The 20099-nt window shown below is 65.1% G+C and carries 18 protein-coding genes; 8 read left to right on the top strand and 10 right to left on the bottom strand.

Annotated elements, in window-relative coordinates; translation table 11 throughout:
- Nucleotides 1-80: 80 nt before the first annotated feature.
- From CJ028_RS18405 to dut, 4 genes are all read right to left on the bottom strand, one after another.
- Nucleotides 81-2927 carry an aconitate hydratase gene (locus tag CJ028_RS18405; RefSeq protein WP_105036639.1) on the bottom strand — a complete coding sequence of 949 codons (2847 nt, stop codon included), beginning with the start codon at nt 2925-2927 and terminating at the stop codon, nt 81-83.
- 210 nt (nt 2928-3137) lie between these two features.
- Nucleotides 3138-3950: a DUF3159 domain-containing protein gene (locus tag CJ028_RS18400; protein ID WP_105036638.1), complete on the bottom strand. Its 813-nt coding sequence runs from the start codon at nt 3948-3950 to the stop codon at nt 3138-3140.
- A gap of 19 nt (nt 3951-3969) precedes the next feature.
- The gene (locus tag CJ028_RS18395; RefSeq protein ID WP_105036941.1) at nt 3970-4560 is read right to left on the bottom strand and encodes a DUF3710 domain-containing protein; all 591 of its coding nucleotides are present in this window, start codon (nt 4558-4560) and stop codon (nt 3970-3972) included.
- Nucleotides 4561-4595: 35 nt separating this feature from the next.
- Nucleotides 4596-5093 (bottom strand): dUTP diphosphatase, encoded by a 498-nt coding sequence (dut, locus tag CJ028_RS18390; RefSeq protein ID WP_105036637.1) that lies wholly within the window; start codon nt 5091-5093, stop codon nt 4596-4598.
- 38 nt (nt 5094-5131) lie between these two features.
- On the opposite strand from dut, the gene CJ028_RS18385 reads away from it, so the two are divergent.
- Entirely contained in the window at nt 5132-5584 is a 453-nt protein-coding gene (locus CJ028_RS18385) for a DUF3093 domain-containing protein (protein WP_105036636.1), read from the top strand.
- Nucleotides 5585-5594: 10 nt separating this feature from the next.
- On the opposite strand, the gene CJ028_RS18380 is transcribed toward CJ028_RS18385, so the two are convergent.
- Nucleotides 5595-5888: a DUF4193 domain-containing protein gene (locus CJ028_RS18380; RefSeq protein WP_092112645.1), complete on the bottom strand. Its 294-nt coding sequence runs from the start codon at nt 5886-5888 to the stop codon at nt 5595-5597.
- Nucleotides 5889-6089: 201 nt separating this feature from the next.
- Here CJ028_RS18380 and sepH point away from each other — a divergent pair, with 201 nt between their 5' ends.
- Entirely contained in the window at nt 6090-7232 is a 1143-nt protein-coding gene (gene sepH, locus CJ028_RS18375; RefSeq protein WP_105036635.1) for a septation protein SepH, read from the top strand.
- A gap of 41 nt (nt 7233-7273) precedes the next feature.
- On the opposite strand, the gene CJ028_RS18370 is transcribed toward sepH, so the two are convergent.
- Nucleotides 7274-7960 carry a response regulator gene (locus CJ028_RS18370; protein ID WP_205684093.1) on the bottom strand — a complete coding sequence of 229 codons (687 nt, stop codon included), beginning with the start codon at nt 7958-7960 and terminating at the stop codon, nt 7274-7276.
- Entirely contained in the window at nt 7953-9683 is a 1731-nt protein-coding gene (locus CJ028_RS18365) for a sensor histidine kinase (RefSeq protein ID WP_240607416.1), read from the bottom strand. The genes CJ028_RS18370 and CJ028_RS18365 overlap by 8 nt, the downstream gene beginning before the upstream one ends.
- A gap of 219 nt (nt 9684-9902) precedes the next feature.
- Between CJ028_RS18365 and CJ028_RS18360 the strand changes: the two genes are divergently transcribed.
- The 4 genes from CJ028_RS18360 (at nt 9903) to CJ028_RS18345 (ending at nt 14340) form a co-directional block, all read left to right on the top strand.
- The gene (locus CJ028_RS18360) at nt 9903-10901 is read left to right on the top strand and encodes a Bug family tripartite tricarboxylate transporter substrate binding protein (RefSeq protein WP_105036939.1); all 999 of its coding nucleotides are present in this window, start codon (nt 9903-9905) and stop codon (nt 10899-10901) included.
- 2 nt (nt 10902-10903) lie between these two features.
- On the top strand, nt 10904-11431 hold the full coding sequence (locus tag CJ028_RS18355; RefSeq protein ID WP_105036633.1) for a tripartite tricarboxylate transporter TctB family protein: 528 nt from the start codon (nt 10904-10906) through the stop codon (nt 11429-11431).
- Complete coding sequence (locus CJ028_RS18350; RefSeq protein WP_105036632.1) at nt 11431-13086, top strand: tripartite tricarboxylate transporter permease; 1656 nt, start codon at nt 11431-11433, stop codon at nt 13084-13086. Before CJ028_RS18355 ends, CJ028_RS18350 begins: the two co-directional genes overlap by 1 nt.
- 210 nt (nt 13087-13296) lie before the next feature.
- A complete protein-coding gene (locus CJ028_RS18345) occupies nt 13297-14340 on the top strand; it encodes an FUSC family protein (RefSeq protein WP_105036631.1) in 1044 nt (347 codons plus the stop codon).
- A 127-nt stretch (nt 14341-14467) separates the two neighbouring features.
- Here CJ028_RS18345 and CJ028_RS18340 read toward each other — a convergent pair whose 3' ends face one another.
- Nucleotides 14468-15196 carry an amino acid ABC transporter ATP-binding protein gene (locus tag CJ028_RS18340; RefSeq protein ID WP_105036630.1) on the bottom strand — a complete coding sequence of 243 codons (729 nt, stop codon included), beginning with the start codon at nt 15194-15196 and terminating at the stop codon, nt 14468-14470.
- Nucleotides 15193-16668 (bottom strand): amino acid ABC transporter substrate-binding protein/permease, encoded by a 1476-nt coding sequence (locus CJ028_RS18335; RefSeq protein WP_439099060.1) that lies wholly within the window; start codon nt 16666-16668, stop codon nt 15193-15195. The genes CJ028_RS18340 and CJ028_RS18335 overlap by 4 nt, the downstream gene beginning before the upstream one ends.
- A 163-nt stretch (nt 16669-16831) precedes the next feature.
- On the opposite strand from CJ028_RS18335, the gene CJ028_RS18330 reads away from it, so the two are divergent.
- Both CJ028_RS18330 and CJ028_RS18325 read left to right on the top strand, forming a co-directional pair.
- Nucleotides 16832-17785: a LysR family transcriptional regulator gene (locus CJ028_RS18330; RefSeq protein ID WP_105036628.1), complete on the top strand. Its 954-nt coding sequence runs from the start codon at nt 16832-16834 to the stop codon at nt 17783-17785.
- Nucleotides 17786-18007: 222 nt separating this feature from the next.
- The gene (locus CJ028_RS18325) at nt 18008-19045 is read left to right on the top strand and encodes an FUSC family protein (protein WP_105036627.1); all 1038 of its coding nucleotides are present in this window, start codon (nt 18008-18010) and stop codon (nt 19043-19045) included.
- Here CJ028_RS18325 and CJ028_RS18320 read toward each other — a convergent pair.
- Nucleotides 19042-20079 carry an NAD(P)H-dependent flavin oxidoreductase gene (locus tag CJ028_RS18320; protein ID WP_240607414.1) on the bottom strand — a complete coding sequence of 346 codons (1038 nt, stop codon included), beginning with the start codon at nt 20077-20079 and terminating at the stop codon, nt 19042-19044. The genes CJ028_RS18325 and CJ028_RS18320 overlap by 4 nt on opposite strands.
- Nucleotides 20080-20099 lie beyond the last annotated feature (20 nt).

Raw genomic sequence — 20099 nt, 5'->3', positions numbered from 1 at the left:
CGGCGCGTAGACCCGAATGAATCGAGTCTACGCGCCGGTCTCGCACTGGCAGAGCGCCCGCCAGCAGCGCGCTGATGTGATTAGACGAGCGAGCGCAGCACGTACTGCAGGATGCCGCCGTTGCGGTAGTACTCGGCTTCGCCCGGGGTGTCGATGCGCACGATGGCGTCGAATTCGACCGGTGCCTTGCCGGCAGCCGAGAATTCACTCGGGGCGCAGGTCACGTGCACGGTCTTCGGGGTCGTGCCGTTGTTCAGCTCGGTGATGCCCGAGACCGAGACGATCTCGGTACCGTCGAGGCCGAGCGAGTCGGCGGTCTGGCCCACCGGGAACTGCAGGGGTATAACGCCCATGCCGATGAGGTTTGAACGGTGGATGCGCTCGAAGCTCTCCACGATGACGGCCTTGACGCCGAGAAGGCTCGTGCCCTTGGCTGCCCAGTCGCGGCTGGAACCCGAACCGTACTCCTTGCCACCGAAGATGACGAGAGGGGTTTTGGCAGCCTGGTAGTTCTGGCTGGCATCGTAGATGTCGGCCTTCGGCCCTCCGGCAACGCTGAAGTCGCGGGTGAAACCACCCTCGACGTTGTCGAGGAGCTGGTTACGCAGGCGGATGTTCGCGAACGTTCCGCGAATCATGACCTCGTGGTTGCCACGGCGCGAGCCGTAGGAGTTGTAGTCGCCACGGGCGATGCCGTGGTCGGCCAGGTACCGTCCAGCGGGGCCATCCGCCTTGATCGAACCGGCGGGGCTGATGTGGTCGGTGGTGACGGAGTCGCCGAGCTTGGCGAGCACGCGAGCACCGGAGATGTCGACAACCGGGCTGGTTTCCAGGGTCATGCCGTCGAAGTACGGGGGCTTCCGCACGTAGGTGGACTCGGCGTCCCAGGCGAAGATATCGCCGACGGGAGTTTCGAGCGACTGCCAGCGCTCGTCGCCGTCGAAGACGCCGGCGTACTGGGTCTCGAACATGTTCGAGTCGATGGACTCGTCGATGGTCTTCTGCACCTCGTCGGCGTCGGGCCAGATGTCCTTGAGGAACACGTTGTTGCCCTCGTGGTCTGTACCGAGCGAGTCGGTGTCGAAGTTGAAGTTCATCGTGCCTGCGAGGGCGTAGGCGATGACGAGCGGCGGGCTGGCCAGGTAGTTCATCTTCACGTCGGGGTTGATGCGTCCCTCGAAGTTGCGGTTACCGGAGAGCACGGCGGTGACGGCCAGGTCATTCTCCTGCACGGCAGAAGAGATTTCATCTTCGAGCGGGCCCGAGTTGCCGATGCAGGTGGTGCAGCCGTAGCCGACGAGGTAAAAACCGAGGTCTTCGAGGTAGCCGTTGAGGCCGGCCTTCGCATAGTACTCGGTGACGACCTTGGAGCCGGGAGCGAGCGTGGTCTTGACCCACGGCTTGCTCTTGAGACCCTTGAGGCTCGCGTTGCGGGCCAGCAGGCCGGCCGCGAGCATAACGCTCGGGTTCGACGTGTTGGTGCAGGAGGTGATGGCCGCGATCGCAACGGAACCGTTGTCGATCGTGAACTCACGGCCGTCGGCGAGGGTGACATCGGTCGGCTGCGGGTGGGATACCGTCGGGTGGCTGGCCTGACGGGTCAGGCCGCTCTCGAACGCGTGGTTGTGCGCGGTCTCTTCGTCCTGCGGGGTGAGGCCGATCGGGTCGGACGCCGGGAAAGTACCCTCTATTGCCGCATCCACCAGGGAGACGGGTGCGTTGGCGTAGTTGTCCAGGTCGCGTTCGAACTGGGTCTTGGCCTCGGAGAGGATGATGCGGTCCTGCGGGCGCTTCGGTCCGGCGATCGAGGGGACGACCGTGGAGAGGTCGAGCTCGAGGTACTCGCTGAAGATCGGCTCCTGGTCCGGATTGTGCCAGAGGCCCTGCAACTTGGAGTAGGCCTCGACCAGCGCGACCTGTTCCTCACTACGGCCGGTGAGGCGCAGATAGCCGAGGGTGACGTCGTCGATGGGGAACATGGCGGCCGTCGAGCCGAACTCGGGGCTCATGTTGCCGATGGTGGCGCGGTTGGCGAGCGGCACGGATGCAACGCCCGATCCGTAAAATTCGACGAACTTGCCGACGACGCCGTGCTTACGAAGCATCTGAGTGATGGTGAGCACGACATCCGTTGCGGTGACGCCGGCCGGGATGATGCCGGAGAGCTTGAAGCCGACAACCTTGGGGATGAGCATGGAAACCGACTGGCCAAGCATGGCTGCTTCGGCTTCGATTCCGCCGACGCCCCAGCCGAGCACGCCGAGGCCATTGACCATGGTGGTGTGCGAGTCGGTACCGACGCAGGTGTCTGGATAGGCCTGCAGTACGCCGCCCACCTCGCGGGTCATCGTGACGCGTGCCAGGTATTCGATGTTGACCTGGTGCACGATGCCGGTTCCCGGGGGAACGACCTTGAAGTCGTCGAACGCGGTCTGGCCCCAGCGGAGGAACTGGTAACGCTCACCGTTGCGCTCGTATTCGATCTCGACATTGCGCTCGAACGAGTCGGTCGTTCCGAACAGGTCAGCGACGACGGAGTGGTCAATGACCATTTCGGTCGGCGCGAGCGGGTTGATCTTCTTGGCGTCGCCGCCGAGCTCGACGAGGGCTTCGCGCATGGTGGCGAGGTCGACGATGCAGGGAACACCGGTGAAGTCCTGCATGACGACGCGAGCTGGCGTGTACTGGATCTCGGTGTCGGGTTCCGCGGTGGGTACCCACGCGCCGAGGGCACGAATGTGCTCGGCGGTGATGTTGGCGCCGTCTTCGGTGCGGAGGAGGTTCTCCAGCAACACCTTCAGGCTGTATGGCAGCTTTTCGTAGCCGTCGACCGCGTCCAGACGAAAGACTTCATAGTCCGTCGAACCGACGCGCAGGGTGTCTTTGGCTCCGAAGCTATTAACCGCGGTTTTTGTTGATTCCGACACAATGCCCTCTCCGTTGTGGGAGCCGACGGGATACCGGCGGCAATCCTCAATTCTTGTGGCAGGCACAGCCTCGTGCCAGCAAGGCAAGCCTAACCAGCGGATGCCAGGGGCTGCCTTTTTCCATCGAGTTGCGCTGGTGAATTCTCACCGCACAACTATCTTGACGTCAAGATAACTCTAGCAGGGCGTCGGGGGCTCCCCCGTCGTCATTCAGACCGCGTCAGCGGCATCCGCTTTGCGATAAACCGAACGCACCATGAGCCAGGAGACCACGAGCAGCGGCGCGTACAGCGGAATGCCCATGAGGAGCTTCATTGAGGCGAGCAGTTCGACGTTGTCGGCCAGGTAGAGCGGCAGCTGCACGGCGAGGCGTCCGAGAAAGAGGCCGGTCCAGCACAGAGTCAGAATGGTCAGGACGCGACGTTTGCTCGCGTCGAGGCGCCAGGCGACGCCGTCGCCCATGAGAAACCCGACGGCCACGCCGATGAGGGGCCAGCGCACGAGCACAGAGATCAGCAGGGCGGCGCCGTAACCGGCGTTGGTCCATAGGCCGACCAGGAAGAAGTCGGACGGCTTGCCGGAGAACAGGGCGAGCGCGACGCTGATGGCGGTTCCGACCAGACCACCGAGGGCCGGCGTCGTGGTCTGTTTGGTGATGGCGCGAAGCGCCACGAAGATCACACCGATCACGAGCGGGGCGATGAGCGACGGCAGCAGGGTACCGATCGGGTCGCTCGTCACATCGGTCGATGGATCGATGGTGAGCGAGTAGGTGATCAGAAAGACCAGGCCGGGCAGTACAGCTTCGACCAGGCCGCGGATGCCGCCCATCGCCGTGAGCAGGGCCTGGCCGCTGATCGGTTCGCCCTCGGTCGCCGCTCCGAACCCGGCTCGGCGGGCCGCGCCGGCCATGGACTCGGCAAACAGCGCAGAGGTCGACGGCGTCCCGGAAGCCTCCGGCACCGCGGCCGCATCGCCCGGTTGATCGGGCTGATCGGGCTGATCTCTGGAGGTGTCGCTCATGGCTTGGCAACCCGCCCGGTTAGACTGCGGCGGTTTCGGTCGTGCCACCGGGGGTGGCCGGCATGCGCAGCGGAATCAGGTCGCGCGGCGGCATCGGGGTGGAGCCGCGCACAACGACGATGCTGCGGAACAGGTCTTCGATCTGCAGCGCAGCATCGGGATCGATGGCGCCCTCGCCGGCGATCACGCCGCGCAGGAACCAGCGTGGGCCGTCGACACCGATGAAGCGGGCGAGGCGGGTAACGCCGCCGGCTTCCTGGCCGGCCGCGACCGGGATTTCGGCGACGAGTTCGGGGCCGAACGGGCCTTCGCGCGGAGTCGTGGTACCGCCCTGCTTGCCAATCTGGTCGGCGATCTGGTCGCGGATCTCGTGCCACAGGCCACTCGAGCGCGGCGCTGCGAACGGCTGCACCTGCAAGGTCGAACCGGCGAAGTCGAGACCGATGGCCACGACCCTCTTGCTGCCCTCTTCGATCTCGAGGCGCAGGTGCAGTCCTTCGCGCGGCAGAATCTTGATGCCGCCGAGGTCAACGTACGGACGCACCGGGTTGGCCTCTGACTCGTCGAGCGGACCCTCGGTCTCGCGGTCTTCGGGTGCCGATTTCGGCATGGATTCGGGGATCTCCCCCGCGTTAGTGAGGTCAGTCACCGAATATCTCCTGTCTGCGGGGCGGCTCGGCCCGGCATTGGTGCAGTGTCTTGAGTGCGAGGCAGAACGCCGGTCGAGCCGAAACCATTCTCGCCACGCTGGCTGCCAGGCAGCTTGCCCACGGCGATGAAGGTGGCGCGGGCGACCGGCATCACGATCAGTTGGGCGATGCGATCGCCCACCGCGATGGTGAACGATTCGTTCAGGTCGGTGTTCAGCAGGGCCACCTTGATTTCGCCGCGGTAGCCGGCATCCACTGTTCCGGGAGCGTTCACGATGGTGATGCCGTGCTTGATTGCCAGACCGCTGCGGGGGACGACAAACGCCGCAAAACCATCGGGAAGCGCGATCGACACGCCGGTAGCGACAAGTGCACGGGTTCCCGGGCCGAGCACGAGAGCCTCGGCCGCGTGCAGGTCTGCCCCGGCATCACCGGGGTGTGCGTAGTTCGGGAGGATGGATGCCTGGATCAGGACTTCGACGCTTTCTGCCACGTGTCGAGGGTAGTGCAGTTATCTGATCGAATAGAGCCATGCCTGATTACCGTGAAAAACTGTGGCCCAACGCCTGGGCCTTCATCGTCACCGCTCTGGTGATACCAGCGAGCATTCTCGTGCTCGTGCCGATCTCTCTGTTCGCCGGCATTGTCACGGCCGCCGTTCTGTACGGCGGCTGCGTGCTGCTGCTCGTGCTAGCCTCACCGGTCGTTCGCGTGCAGAACGGCGAGTTGATCGCCGGCCCCGCCACGATTTCGACCACGTTGCTCGGCGAAGCGAGCGCGTTCGAGGCGAAAGAAGCCACCCAGGAGCGTGGTCCCCGGCTGGATGCCCGTGCCTGGCTGCTCATTCGCGGCTGGATCGACCCCGTCGTGCGCGTGCCCATCGTGGATGCGAAAGATCCGGCGCCGTACTGGGTCATCTCCAGCCGTCACCCACGAGAGTTGGCCGCCGCGATCAATGAATCGCGAACGGCCAACGTGAGGTGAAAGCTGAGCCTTAGGAGTCGCACTCCAGGCAGACGGTGCCGAGCTTGGTCTCGTGTCCCATCTGCGAACGGTGCTTCACGAGGAAGCAATTCACGCAGGTGAACTCGTCGGCCTGCGCGGGCAGAACGACGACATCGAGGTCCAGGTCGGACAGGTCGGCGCCCGGAAGGTCGAACCCACCGGGGTTGTCGGAGTCGTCGACATCAACGCTGCCGGACATCTTGTCTGGCACACGTTCCTTGAGGGCCTCGATCGACTCGGAGTCGTCTTCAGTCTTTCGGGGTGCGTCGTAATCGGTTGCCATGCCCATCCATTTCAGTTACGCCGATAAAACGAAATCGGCGGGCACAGTTTCCAACAATCCAGACGGAATAGCAAACCGCCCGACAATCTTTTTATTCGGACACGAAGAAACAACTTGCGGCACGCCCGGCGTATTCCCGCGAAATGGCATCAACCCGTGGCAGTCTTGCAGCCAACGGTAATCGCGAGAGGGCTTGTCTTCATGCAGGAATTGAAGGTTATTGGGGTTGAGAACGGTGCGCTGCTCGCAGCGTCCGAAGATGGCGACCGGTATCGCATCGCCATCGACGAGGTTCTCCAGTCCCGGCTTCGCCAAACCCAGACGGAACGCACGAACGCGCCGAAGCTGTCTCCTCGGGAAGTTCAGGCGCACATCCGCTCCGGCATGTCCGCCGAAGACGTCGCCGCGGTCACCGGCGCATCGCTCGAGTACGTGCGCCGTTTTGAGGGCCCGGTCGTGGCCGAACGGGAATACATCGTCTCTTCGGCGCTGAGCGTTCCGGTGCACACCGCCATCGACCCAGACCCGATCGACGAGAACGTCAACTTCGGCAGCGTAATTCGCGAACGCCTCGCCTCTCTCGGTGCCACCGGTGAGCGCTGGGCGAGCTGGAAAGAACCTGGCGGCGGGTGGATCGTCAAGTTGTCGTTCACGGCCGACGAGATCGACCACGATGCTCGCTGGGGTTTCGAACCGAAGAAGAACTCTCTGTCACCGGTCGGCAGCGAGGCCGTCGCACTATCGCAGCAGGGCGAGCTCAAGGGCTCACTGATTCCGCGCCTACGCGCCGTCGGCTCCGAGACCAGCGCCGCTGACGTGTCCCGGTTCGACAGCAACGCCTTCAACTTCAAGGAATCCCTCGCCGACGAGATTCTGAACGACACCAGCCCCAACCTCGAGGCTGTGCCCTACTCCCGCACACTGAGCCGGGACGATGCAGTGTCGAAAGCTGCCATCAAGCGTGCTGCAGAGCCGGCCTCGAACATGAGCGAAACGGCCGACCTGCTGGAGTCCCTGCGGCGCCGTCGCGGCGAACGCGAGGCAGCGTCGAACGGGAGCACTCCCGGTGGGACGGCGACGGGCCAGCCCACGGCATCCGCTTCGGCACCGGCACAGCCGTTGCGGCCGCGCCGGGCGAGCGATGCCACGGAGGCGGTCACCGATGAGTCCAGCGCCGCGCCGGCCACCACACCGGAGCCGACCGGCAACGCCTGGGCCAACCAGGCCGCTAGGGCTCAGGAACGCACCAACCACGGTCGCACCACGCCCAAGCGCGGCCGGGCTTCGATGCCGAGCTGGGACGAGATCGTGTTCGGCGCCCGCACCGACGACGACCTCGGCTAGATCTACACCGGCTAGATCAACACCGGCTAGATCAATACCGGCTAGGCGGCCAGCCAGGCGTAGCGACGCTGAGGCCGGCCGGTCTGGCCGTAACGAAGGCTCACCGCCGCCTGCCCGGTGGCCACGAAATACTCCAGGTATTTGCGAGCCACCACCCGCGACAGGCCGAGCAGTTCGGCGCACTCCGACGCGGCCAGGTCGGGGTCGCTGGCCGCCAGCGCGGCCGCGGTCAGCGCTGCGGTCTCCTTGCTCAGGCCTTTCGGCAGGGTGGCGACCACGTGGTCGATCGACAGAACGGATGCCCGCCCCAGCGCCTGGTCGAGATCGCTTTGGCTGAGGTCGCCGGTGCCACCGAGTAGTCGACGCCGCTCCGCGTACCCGGCCAGGCGCGCTTGCAGCTCGGTGATCTTGAATGGTTTGAGCAGGTAGCTCACGATACCGCCCTGCAGCGCCGCGGTGACCATTTCGGCCTCTCGGGCGGCGCTGAGCACGAGAAAGTCCACGTCGCGCCCGGCTTCGCGTGCCCGGCGGATCACATCGAGCCCGGTCATATCGGGCAGGTACATGTCGAGGAGTACGAGGTGGGGTGCTTTCTCGGCAATCTGAGCCAGCGCGTCTGACCCGGTCGCGGCGACGCCGACCACGGTGAAACCCCTCTGCTGGGCCACAATGCGTTCATGGGCACGCGCCACCATGAAATCGTCGTCGACGACGAGCACGTCACACACGGGTCTGTTCCTCGGTCCCGACCAACTCGGCCGCATCGATCGAAAGCACTGCCTCGAACACTGCGCCGTTCTCGGCCCGGTATCCCACCGTGCCCCCGCGACGCGTCGCCACGAGGCGTACAATCGCGAGTCCGTAACCGTGGGCGTCTCCGCCGGCGAGGGCGGTCACGCTCGTCGTTTTGGTGCTGACCCCCACCTCGAACACCCGGTCGATGAGGGCGGCGTCGATCCCGGGCCCGGAGTCACTCACCGTCACCCGCACGGCGCGCGCGCCCTGGTCGGTCTGCACATCGAGCCGGACTCCGCGTTCGGGGGCTCCGGTGACGGCATCGAGGGCGTTGTCGACGAGGTTGCCGATCACGGTGACGAGGTCAGTGGAGAGATCGGTGTCGACCCGGCCCAGATTCGATTCGGGCGAAAGGACGAGCGTCGCACCGCGTTCGCGGGCCAGGGACGTCTTGGCGATCACGAGCGCGGCTACTGCGGGCTCCTCGAGCCGGGACAAGACCGAGTTGTCGAGCTCGGTGCGATCACGGGTGACGGCGTCGACGTATTCCACCGCAGCCTCGGTGTCGCCGAGCTGCAGGAGCATCGAAATGGTGTGCAGCCGGTTGGCGAACTCGTGGGTCTGGGCGCGCAGGGTGTCGGTCGCCTGACGACTGCTGCCCAGGTCGTGCTGCAGCGTGACCAGTTCGGTGCGGTCGCGCAGGGTCGTCACAACCTCTGGCCGCGACCGGGGCGGGTGAATGAGCGTCTGGTTGAGCACGAGCAGCACGCCGCGGTTCACGAACACCGTGTCGATCTCGCCGACCTCCTGCGGGCGCAGCGCCCGCACCGCCTCGTCGTCGAGGCCCACAGTGTCGACCGCCCGGCCTTCTGCATCAGGCGGCAGACCGAGCAGGGTGCGGGCGCTGTCATTGGCGAGTGTGATGAGCCCGTTGGTGTCGACGGCGATCATCCCCTCCCGGATGCCGTGGATCATGGCCTCCCGGTGCTCGACCAGCCGGCCGATCTGCTCCGGCTCGAGGCCAAGAGTCTGCCGTTTTACCCGCGCCGCCAGCACCAGCGACCCGGTAACGCCGAGTACCCCGGCCACCCCGACATAGGTGAGCAGGTTCGGCGCTGCGCTCGCGAGTAGTTCGGCCACGTCCGGAAACTCGTGGGCGGCGACGACCGTGCCGACGACCACCCCGGCGTTGGACAGCACCGGCACCCGCGCAACCACATGATCCCTGGTACCGATCGGTGCCACCCCTGCCCAGGCGGCATCGGACTCGTCGGGGGTCGAATCGATGGCGAGAACGGCCCCGAGCAGCCGCGGGTCGGCCGGCGATGCGATGATGCGGCCGCCGGCATCCGTCACGATGAGCTGGTCAACCCCCGTGGTTGTGCGCAGCGACTCGACCGGGATGGAGAACTGCTGGGGCACGGCCGCACTGTCGAGGAGGCTGCGCACGAGCGGGTTGGCCGCGGTGTATTCGGCGACCGTCAGCATGCGTCGCTGCGCCCCGCTTTCGAAGCTGCTGCGGGTTTGCTCGACCGAGATCGCGGTCACCGCGACGAGGACGAGAGCGATCAGGCTCAATTGAAACAGCAGCAGTTGGCGAGTGAGACTCAGCCGGCTCGAGCGGATGCCGTACCGGCGACGGCGCTCGGCTCGCCGGCCGCCGGTCGGTAGCGCGCCCATCGACACCGCGCCTATCGACACCGCGCCTATCGGCATCGTTGGTTCCCTCGGTCGTCCTTGGCCATACAAGATAATCCCTCATTGGTCGGCAAAACCGCAATTCTTGCCCAACGCGCCAACAACCGCAAGCTACACAACGTTCACTAACGCCACAAGTTGTGCCGGCACCAGTTCACCACCCACCATGAACTCGGCCAGCAAAGAGGCTCGCCAGAAATCGAAGAGGATTTAACCATGCCAATCACAGCAGGCACCATGCGCTCACGTCGGACGGCCGGCACCGTTGTTCTCGCCGGGGTCGTCGCACTCGCCCTCAGCGCCTGCGGAGTCACGAGCGCGAAGACCACCGAGGCCGCCGACAGCGGCCCGATTGAAAACCTGCAGGTCATGATCCCCAACGCTCCGGGCAGCGGCTATGACGTCACCGGCCGCGCCGCAGTCAAGGTGATGGACGACCTGGGTCTGGCCTCCGGCACCGAGGTCACCAACCTCGCCGGTGCCGGCGGAACCGTGGGCCTGGCCCGTACCCTGACCGAAACCGGAAACGCCAACTTTCTACTCATGATGGGGCTCGGCGTTGTCGGTGCCGCGTACACCAATGAGGGTGATGCCAAGGTCGCCGACGCGACCCCGATCGCCGGACTCATCGAAGAAGCCGGCGCCATTTTCGTCGCCGCCGACTCCCCATACCAGACCATCGACGACCTCATCACCGCGTGGAAGGCCGACCCGGCCAACTTCCCCGTCGGCGGCGGCTCCTCCCCGGGCGGCCCTGACCACCTGCTGCCGATGCAGCTCGCCGATGCCGTCGGCATCGACCCGACCGCGGTCAACTACGTCGCCTACGACGGCGGCGGCGAACTGCTGCCGGCCATTCTCGGCGGCAAGCTGGCGTTCGGAGCCTCCGGCTACGGTGAATTCCTCGAACAGGTGAAGTCGGGCGACCTGCGGGTGCTCGCTGTCACAAGCGAGGAACGCGTTCCGGTCATCGAGGCCCCCACCCTGACCGAAGAGGGCATCGACCTGGTCTTCACCAACTGGCGCGGACTTTTGGCCGCACCCGGTCTGACCGATGCCGAAATCGCCCGCCTCGTGGACGCCGTCACCGCAATGCACGACAGCGCCGAGTGGAAGCAGGTCCTTGAGGACAACAGCTGGACCGACGCCTTCATCACCGGCGACGACTTCAGTACCTTCCTCACCGAGCAGGACACCCGCGTCGCCGACGTGCTGAAGACCCTGGGCCTGGTCTAAGCATGACCGCCCCCAGCACCGTTCCAGCTTCCGGGCTGCGCGGTCGCCTCCAGGGTCGCTCCGAGCTGGGCGTTGCCGCCCTGCTCGCGGTGATCGCGATCGTGATCGCGGTCGATACCGCGAACATCCGTCACACCGCCATCAACGTTGGCGTGATGGGACCGCGGGTCGTTCCCACGATCATCGCGATCGGCCTGGGCCTGTGTGCGATCGCCCTGACGATCTCTGTGCTGCGGGGCGGCCACGCCGAGGCCGAAGACGGTGAGGACATCGACCTCACGCAAAAGGCCCACTGGCCGACCGTCTTCGGCCTCGGCGGCCTGATTCTCGTCTTCGCCCTCACGATGGACTTTCTCGGATTCGTGATTGGCAGTGCGCTGCTGTTCTACGGCTCCGCACTACTGCTCGGCTCGAGGCGCTTTGTCTGGGCGCTTCTGATCGGCATTCTTCTCGCCGTCGGCACGTTCTACGGCTTCGTACTGGGCCTCGGTATCAACCTGCCGGCCGGCCTGTTGACGGGAATTCTCTGATGGAAAACCTCACCCTGCTCATGGCGGGGTTCAGCAACGCGCTGACCCTGCAAAACCTGCTGTTCGCGCTTATCGGCGTGCTGCTCGGCACCGCCGTCGGCGTGCTGCCGGGTATCGGCCCGGCCATGACCGTGGCCCTGCTGCTACCACTCACCTACGCTCTCGACGTGACGGGGTCCCTCATCATGTTCGCCGGCATCTACTACGGCGGCATGTACGGCGGGTCGACGACCTCGATTCTGCTCAATACACCAGGCGAGTCCTCGTCGGTCGTGACAGCGCTCGAGGGCAACAAGATGGCCAAGGCCGGACGCGGCGCCCAGGCGCTCGCGACCGCCGCGATCGGCTCGTTCGTGGCCGGCACCCTGGCTACCGGAGCTCTTGTCTTCGTCGCCCCCTTCATCGTGTCCATTGCGATCGGGCTCGGGGCTCCCTCATACTTCGCGATGATGGTCTTTGCTTTCGTCGCCGTGAGCGCAGTGCTTGGCTCGAGCCGTATTCGCGGTCTCGCCTCGCTGTTCATCGGGCTGACCATCGGGCTCGTGGGGCTCGACGGCACGACCGGGCAGGCACGGCTGACCTTCGGACAACCGCTTCTTTCCGGTGGCATCGATGTCGTCGTCATCGCCGTGGCCCTGTTCGCGGTCGGTGAAGCCCTGTGGATCGCCGCCCACCTGCGTCACGGAACACCACCGACGATTCCGGTCGGGGTGCCGTGGATGGGCAAGGACGACTGGAAGCGCTCGTGGAAGCCGTGGCTGCGTGGCACGGTCATCGGTTTCCCGTTCGGGGCCATCCCGGCCGGCGGCGCCGAGATTCCCACCTTTCTGTCGTACGTGACAGAAAAGAAGCTATCGAAGCATCCGGAACAGTTCGGCCACGGCGCCATTGAGGGCGTCGCCGGCCCGGAAGCGGCCAACAACGCTTCAGCGGCCGGAACGCTGGTGCCGCTACTGACCCTCGGACTACCGACCACGGCGACCGCCGCCGTGATGATCGCCGCGTTCAACCAGTTCGGCATCCCCCCGGGACCGATGTTGTTCCAAAACGAGCCGGTACTGGTCTGGACGCTGATCGCGAGCCTGTTCATCGGCAACACGATGTTGCTCGCGCTCAACCTGCCGCTCGCACCGCTCTGGGCGAAGCTGCTGCGCATCCCCCGCCCGTACCTCTATGCGGGAATCCTGTTTTTCGCCACGCTCGGGGCCTACGCGGCCGGCCTGCAGGCGTTCAATATCGGGATCCTGCTGCTTCTGGGCGCCCTCGGTTATATGGCCAGACGCTTCGGGTTTCCGGTGCTGCCGATCATCGTCGGCGCCATCCTGGGCCCGGAGATGGAACGCCAGCTGCGCCGCGCCCTGCAGATCAGCGCCGGCGACCCCGCTGCGCTGCTGAGCGAACCACTCGCCGTCGTCGTTTACACCGTGATCGTCTTGTTCCTGGCCGGCCCGCCCATCGTCAAGGCGCTGCTGCGTCGATTCGGACGTGGCGGACCTACCGATGGCCCACGGGCAGGCGGCGGCACAGACGACACCGACGGCTACCGCGCCGATGAGTCGACCGTGGAGTTCGATGCCTTCGGAACCCAGACTTCGGACGGAAGCGCCCGCGTGATTCGCGTGGTGCGTCCCACGCAAGGGCGGCGCGGAAAATAGCAAATCGGTTGTGTTAGCGACGCTCGGCGCGGGAGTCGGCATACTGGTGTCCTGCCAGCTGCCGCCTCCCGCGCCGACGTCGTTCGCTTGCGCTCCAGGCGCAGGGGGCTGGCCGGGGTTCCCCTTCCCGGTGCGGTTGCCGTCGGCAGACCGTGAAACCGGCGGAGCCGGCATCCGTCTGACCAGGCCCGCGCGGGTTACCCTTGACCAGTGAAACTAACCTCGGCTCTGCGCATCTCCAAACGACTCCCGATGCTGCAGGTCGTCAAGATGGCCGTGGCCGTGGCTCTGGCCTGGGCCGCCTCCCAACTGCTGCTGCCGAGCGACCTGCCGATCTTTGCCGCGATCGCTGCCCTGCTCGTCGTGCAGCCGAGCGTCAACCAGACCCTCGGGCGCGCGATCGAACGCACCGCCGGGGTCATCGGCGGAGTCATCATCGCCTCGTCGATCGGTTTCTTTCTCGGCGAGTCCAGCTGGGTCGTGCTCGGCACGATCGTGGTGAGCATCCTCATAGCGTGGGTGCTGCGTCTGTCTCCGTCCTCGGCGAGTCAAATTCCCATCAGCGCCATGCTCGTACTCGCCCTCGGCGCCACGACTCCGGGTTACGCCCTCGATCGCATCTTCGAGACGTTCATCGGGGCGGGAATCGCCCTCGTTATCAACGCCCTCATCGTTCCCCCGGTGCTGATTGCGCCCGCTCGCGACGCCGTCGGCCTGCTGGCTCGTGAGCTGGCCGACACCTTCGACCGCATTGCGCAGGCGCTCCGTACCCCACAGAGTCCGATTGACCTGATGGAATTGATGATCAAGGCCCGGCTGCTGCGCCCCATGCTCGTGTCGGCCGAAAAGGCCATCGCGCAGGCTGAAGAAAGCCTCATGCTCAATCCTCGCAAAGCCAAGCTGCGAGTGGCCCTCGACGCCGACCACGACATGATCGAGCGACTGCCGACTCTCGTGACCCGCGCAATCGGCATGACTCGTGCACTGCACGACCACTACGACCCATCCCTGCAGTTCGAGCCGACCGTTCAGGCCTTCTCCCGGGAACTGGCCCGGGCTGCGCACGACCTGGGCCTGCTCGCCCGCGCCGACAGTGACCAGACGTCTCTACCGGAGCCGGCCGCGCCCGACGTGCTCGCATTGACTGCGCCGCTACGGATCGTGACGCCGCACCCGGACCACTGGATTCTGATCGGATCCCTCATGGAAGACCTGCGCCGGGTGCGCGAGGAGATCGTCGGCGACCGCGCCTGACGTTACCCGGACGCCGGTCGCGACCGCGCCCCATTTCGGCACGCGCTAAGCCGATTACCGTAGCGGCCACCGAACTCGGGCGCGGTCACGCCGCTCGGACACCTCGAGCGCCCGCGTAGGTCGCGGTTTAGAGCACCTTGGACAGGAAGTCCTGGGTGCGTTCCTGCTGCGGGTTGCCGAACAGCTGCGCCGGAGTCCCCTCTTCGACGATAACGCCGTCGGCCATGAAGATGACCCGGTCTGCAACCTCGCGGGCGAATCCCATCTCGTGCGTGACGACGACCATGGTCATGCCCTCGGCGGCGAGGTCCCGAATAACCTGCAGCACTTCGCCGACCATCTCGGGGTCGAGGGCGCTCGTGGCCTCGTCGAAGAGCATGATGTCGGGGTTGACCGCCAGCGACCGGGCGATCGCGACACGCTGCTTCTGGCCGCCGGAGAGCTGCGCGGGGCGGGCCGTCGCTTTGTCGGCGAGGCCTACCCGGTCGAGCAGTTTCAGGGCGGTGGCACGGGCATCCGCTTTCGATTCCCTCTTCAACTCGGTTGGAGCGAGCATGATGTTCTGCAGCACCGTCATGTGTGGAAACAGGTTGAAGTGCTGGAACACCATGCCGATGTGCTGGCGCACCTCGTTGAGGTCGACCGTCTTGTCGCTGAGGTTGAATCCGTCGACGATGACCGTGCCGGCGGAAAGCTCATCGAGCTTGTTCAGGCAGCGCAGAAAGGTGGACTTGCCCGAACCCGATGGACCAATGACACAAACGACCTCCCCCTCGGTGATCTCGACGTCGAGGCCCTTGAGCACCTCGTTGGATCCGAAGGACTTGCGGAGGCCCTTGACACTGATCTTGCTCATTTGTTGAACCTCTTGTCGAGCTTGTTGGAGAGCATGGTGAGCAGGTTGATGACGATGAAGTACAGCGCGGCGACGATCAACAGGGTCTCACCGGTGCGAAAGTTGGCCGCGTAGATTTGCTGGCCCTGATAGGTGAGCTCGGCGAATCCGATCACGGCCAGCAGCGAGGTGTCTTTCAGGGTCATCACGAACTGATTAATGAACGAGGGCGTCATGATCTTCACCGCCTGCGGCAGCACGACGCGGCGCATGGTCGTGACGTAGCCGAGGCCAAGGCTGCGGCCGGCTTCGGTCTGGCCCGGATCGACCGACTGGATGCCGCCGCGCACGATCTCGGTCATGTAAGCACCGGCGTTGAGGCTCAGGGTGAGCACACCGGCCGTCAGCACGTCGATCGACTGCCCGGTGAGCTGTGGCAGTCCGAAGTAGAAGAAGAACGCCTGCACGAGCAGCGGCGTCCCGCGAAAAATGCTGACGTAGACGCTGGCTATGCCGCGCAGCACGCGGCTTTCGGAGACCGTGAAGAACCCGAACAGTACACCGAGCACGAGGGCGATCAGAATCGACAGGCCGGTCGCCAGCAGGGTCAGTCCGAGACCCTTCATCAGCGCCGGCATGCTGTCGCTGAGCAGACCGAAGAAACCGGATGCCGCGGCGGGCGCCGGTTGTTCCAGGTAGGTATCAAGGATGGCCTGGTACTCACCGTTGTCTTTCAGGTCGGCCAGGCCGGTGTTGAAGGCGGCGAGCAGTTCCGGGTTCTGACCTTTGTTGACCGCGAAACCGTAGGAGCTGCCCTGTTCCTTCTCGGTGACCGACTTGAGCCCGTTGTTCTGGTTGATGCCGTAGGCAAGCACGGGATAGTCGTCGAAGACCGCGACGGAGTTGCCTGCCTTGACGTCGTCATACATCGTGGCCGAGTCGGCGAGGGCCTTGACGGTGAAGTCATACTCGTCCTTGATCGAGTTGGCGAAGGTCTCGCCCTCGCTGCCGCGCTTGGCGACGACGGTTTCGCCGGCGAGGTCGGAGTATCCGGTGATCTCGGTGTTGTCCTCGGCGACGGCCATCTGCACGCCGGAGTCGAAGTACGGGTCGGAGAAGTCGAAGATGAGCTCGCGCTCGTCGGTGATCGACATGCCGGCGATGACGCCGTCGACCTGGTTGGACTGCAACGCCTGCAGGGCGGCATCGAAGCCGAGCGACTTGATCTCCACCGTAAAGCCCTGGCTTTTCGCAATGCCTCGAATGAGGTCCATGTCGATGCCGGTGAGTTCACCGTCCTTGCGGTACTCGAACGGTGCAAAGGTGGTGTCGGTGCCGATGACGTAGGTTTCGCCGGTGACCGCAGCCTGCGGTTGGGCGAGTGGCTGGCTTGCGGCCGCGGCGCTGACGCCGAGGAATCCGCCGCCGAGAGCCAGCAGCGCCATGACGGCGACCGAGAGCTTGCCCGCCCGGAACATAGTTTTTTTACGCAAAGGATAACCATTTCTTGTCGTGCGATCTGATTGGCCTAGCGGCCAGAGAGTTGTTTCGCGCCGATCGACGCTGATCTACCAGAGGGCGGTGGCTACACACCCTGTCGAATGAGCCTACCTTGGGGTGCACGCCGCAATGATTATCACAATGGAAGGAGAGCCCGTGCGTTTTCGCCAGCTCGAATATTTTGTCGCTGTCGCCCGGGAACGGCATTTCGCTCGTGCGGCCGCTGCGTGCCACGTTTCCCAGCCAGCACTCTCCGCGGCAATCAGCAGATTGGAACACGAGCTCAATGTCTCTCTGATCAATCGTGATCACGCCTTTGAGGGGCTGACGCCGGAGGGCGAACGCTTGGTGATCTGGGCCAAACGCATTCTGGCGGAGCAGGACGCTTTCAAGGCGGAGGTTCAAGCCGTCCAGTCCGGGGTCACCGGCGTGTTGCGCCTGGGCGTTGTGCCGAGTGCCTCGACAACGGTCGCACTGGCGGTGGCTGCGTTCTGTGCTGCGCATCCGTTAGCCAGGGTGCAAATCACGTCGGGTCTCTCTGCGGTCGAAATCGCGCGGCGACTGCGCAGTTTTGAATTGGATGCCGGCGTCACCTATCTCGATGACGGTGACGACCCACGACTATTTTTCGTGCCCCTGTACGAAGAACGCTACGTTCTCATCGCCTCCGCCGAACTCATCCCAGACATTCCAGCGACGATGACCTGGCTCGAGGCGTCCCAGCTCCCTCTCGCTGTCCTGACGACGGAAATGCGCAGCAGACAGGTGATCGACGATGCCTTCAGTCGAAACCAGATTCAACTGGTGCCACAGGTCGAGACGGATTCGATCGCGTCCCTCCACGCGCACATGAAGACGGGCCGATGGGCCAGCATCGTGCCGCATTCGTGGGTACAAACTATTACGCCGTCATCGCGGACCCGCATCGTGCCGCTCGTCGACCCCGTCGCGACCGCGCGCGTCGCTGCGGCAATCAGCGCGGCGTCGCCTGGTTCGGTTACCGCACGGGCATTCGCCGCCGTCGCGGCACGACTTTCTCTGGGGGAGCTGTTCGATCGGGGCCTTCCGCCGGTCGCGCCCGAAGCTCCTGCGACACCGATGACTGATTGATAATGTGCGGTTATCGGCTGGTCAACTTCGAGTCTTGGACAGGCCGGTCATAGGGGTACAGACTGGTACGACCGCAGCAGTCGAGCGCGGAACCAGCCAACCGATGGCACCGAGAGCGCCCGTTGGCCCCAGCTAAGTGATGGACCCGATGATAACCAGGTAACCGGGTTCCGTTTTCGACGCTGCGCCGCCATTGTTCTGATCGAAAGGCCGTGACACCCCGTGCGTCCGACGCTGTCGTATATTCGCGCGCTCATCAGTGTCGGACCCGCGCTCAATGATCACTGGCCAGCCCTTCGCGTGGGCCTCGGGGTCACCGTCCCGGTTCTGGTCCTGTTGATCTCCGGCCATCCGGAGTTGAGCATCTATGCCGTCTTTGGTGCTTTCACGGGCATGTACGGCCGTGGTGAAACCCATCAGCTGCGGCTGGTGCATCAGGCCCAGGCTGCGGCAGTACTGCTGACCGGGGTGACCATCGGGGTGGCGCTGTCCATCACCCACATCGAAGTCTGGGCCCTGGTCGCCATCGAGGCCTCCCTGGCCGGGCTGGGTTCACTCGTGGCCGACAAAATACAGCTCAGACCAGCCGGGCCATTCTTCGGTATTTTCGCGCTCGGAGCCTGCGCGTCGATCCCCACAGTAATTCCGCTTTGGACTGCCGCGCTGATCTGCGCCGCATCCGCAGTCTTTTCCCTGCTCGTCGGGTTTGCTGGCTGGTTTCGAAGCCGCGCTTGGGATTCAACGGCGAGACGCACTCGCGAACCCCTCTCCCGGCCATGGCTTTCGAAGGCGGGCGTGCACGCCACCCGTTATGTCGTCGCTGTCGCAGCCGCCGGCGTTCTCGGCCTCGTATTCGGGATCGGCCACGCCTATTGGGCTATGGCCGCTGCGGCTGTTCCCCTCGCCGGTGCCGATCTTCCAAGCCGAGTGCAGCGTGGCGTCCATCGAATATTCGGCACTTTTGCCGGTCTGGGACTCACGGCGGGTATTCTGCTCCTTCATCCGAGTACTACCGTGCTGGTCATCCTCGTCATGGGCTTGCAGTTTCCGACTGAACTATTCATGGCGCGCCACTACGGTCTCGCCCTCACTTTTTTCACGCCCGTCATACTGCTCATGACCCAACTCGCCAGCCCGATCGACCCGATATCCCTGCTCACTGACCGCGGATGGGAAACCCTTCTCGGTGCCGTGGTCGGAATCGTCGTCGTACTGCTCATCCGCGATCGTCGCCACGAGTCAGTGCGCGGGCCTGGCTAACGGTCAACGATCGAGGCCGTTACTCCGGCCCAGAGGGACTCGAGAACGTGCTGGGCCGGGCCGGTGCGCGCCTCGCGAAAGCCGGTGCCGGCCCAGAGAGCCAGGCCGTCAGGGTCGCCACGGCGGGCGGCATCCGCTCGCACGGTCTTGGTGAGGTGATGCACCTGCGGATATTCGTGGGGCGCGATCGCATCGTGGGCGGTAATGAAGGCGTTGCGCAAGGCCCGCGCCGGGCGGCCGGAGAAGGCTCGGGTGATGACGGTCTCGCTGAACCGCGGGTCGACGAGGGCGTCCTGGTGGGCCGGATTCGCGCCTGACTCCTCGGTGCGCAGAAGGGCAGTGCCGAGCTGTACAGCCTCGGCGCCGTTGGCGAGCAACGAGGCGATCTGCCCGCCAGAGTGGATGCCGCCCGCCGCGATCAGCGGCAGCGTCACCACCTCGCGAATCGCGATCAACAACTCCCCCAGAGCCAGCGTGCCCGCTTCGCCCTGCGTGGTGAAGGTCCCCCGGTGTCCGCCGGCTTCCGGCCCCTGCACGCAGAGCGCGTCGACGCCACGGTCGAACGCCTGGAGGGCTTCGGGCACCGAGGTGACCGTGGCGATCAGGAACGAGCCGGCCGCGTGCATCCGCTCGACGACGTCTGCCGACGGCAGGCCGAAGGTGAAGGACACCACGGGGACGCGATGCTCGATGACCAGGGCCACCTTTTCTGCGAACCAGTCGTCGTCCTCTTCGGCAATCTCGCCGAACGTAGCTGCCGGGTACTCGCGGGCCAACGCGTCGCGGTAGGTGTCTACGGCAAACCGGTCGGTGAGGGGCGGCTGCGGGACGAACAGGTTGACGCCGAAGGCGTGCTCGGTGCGTTTCTGCACGTCGACGATCTGTTCGGCCAGGGCCTGCGGCGTCTTGTAGCCGCCCGCCAAAAAGCCCAGCCCGCCCGCGTCACTGACGGCGACGGCGAGGTCCGGAGTCGAGGCTCCCCCGGCCATCGGGGCCGCGACGATCGGAATTTCAATTGCTGTCAGGGTAAACACTGGTCTCCTCCATCAATTAG

The sequence above is a fragment of the Cryobacterium aureum genome, assembly GCF_002954245.1.
In the GTDB taxonomy this organism is placed as follows: Bacteria; Actinomycetota; Actinomycetes; order Actinomycetales; family Microbacteriaceae; genus Cryobacterium; species Cryobacterium aureum.
The sequence above is the reverse complement of the archived record's forward strand: the minus strand, read 5'-3'. Positions and strand labels throughout refer to the sequence as shown.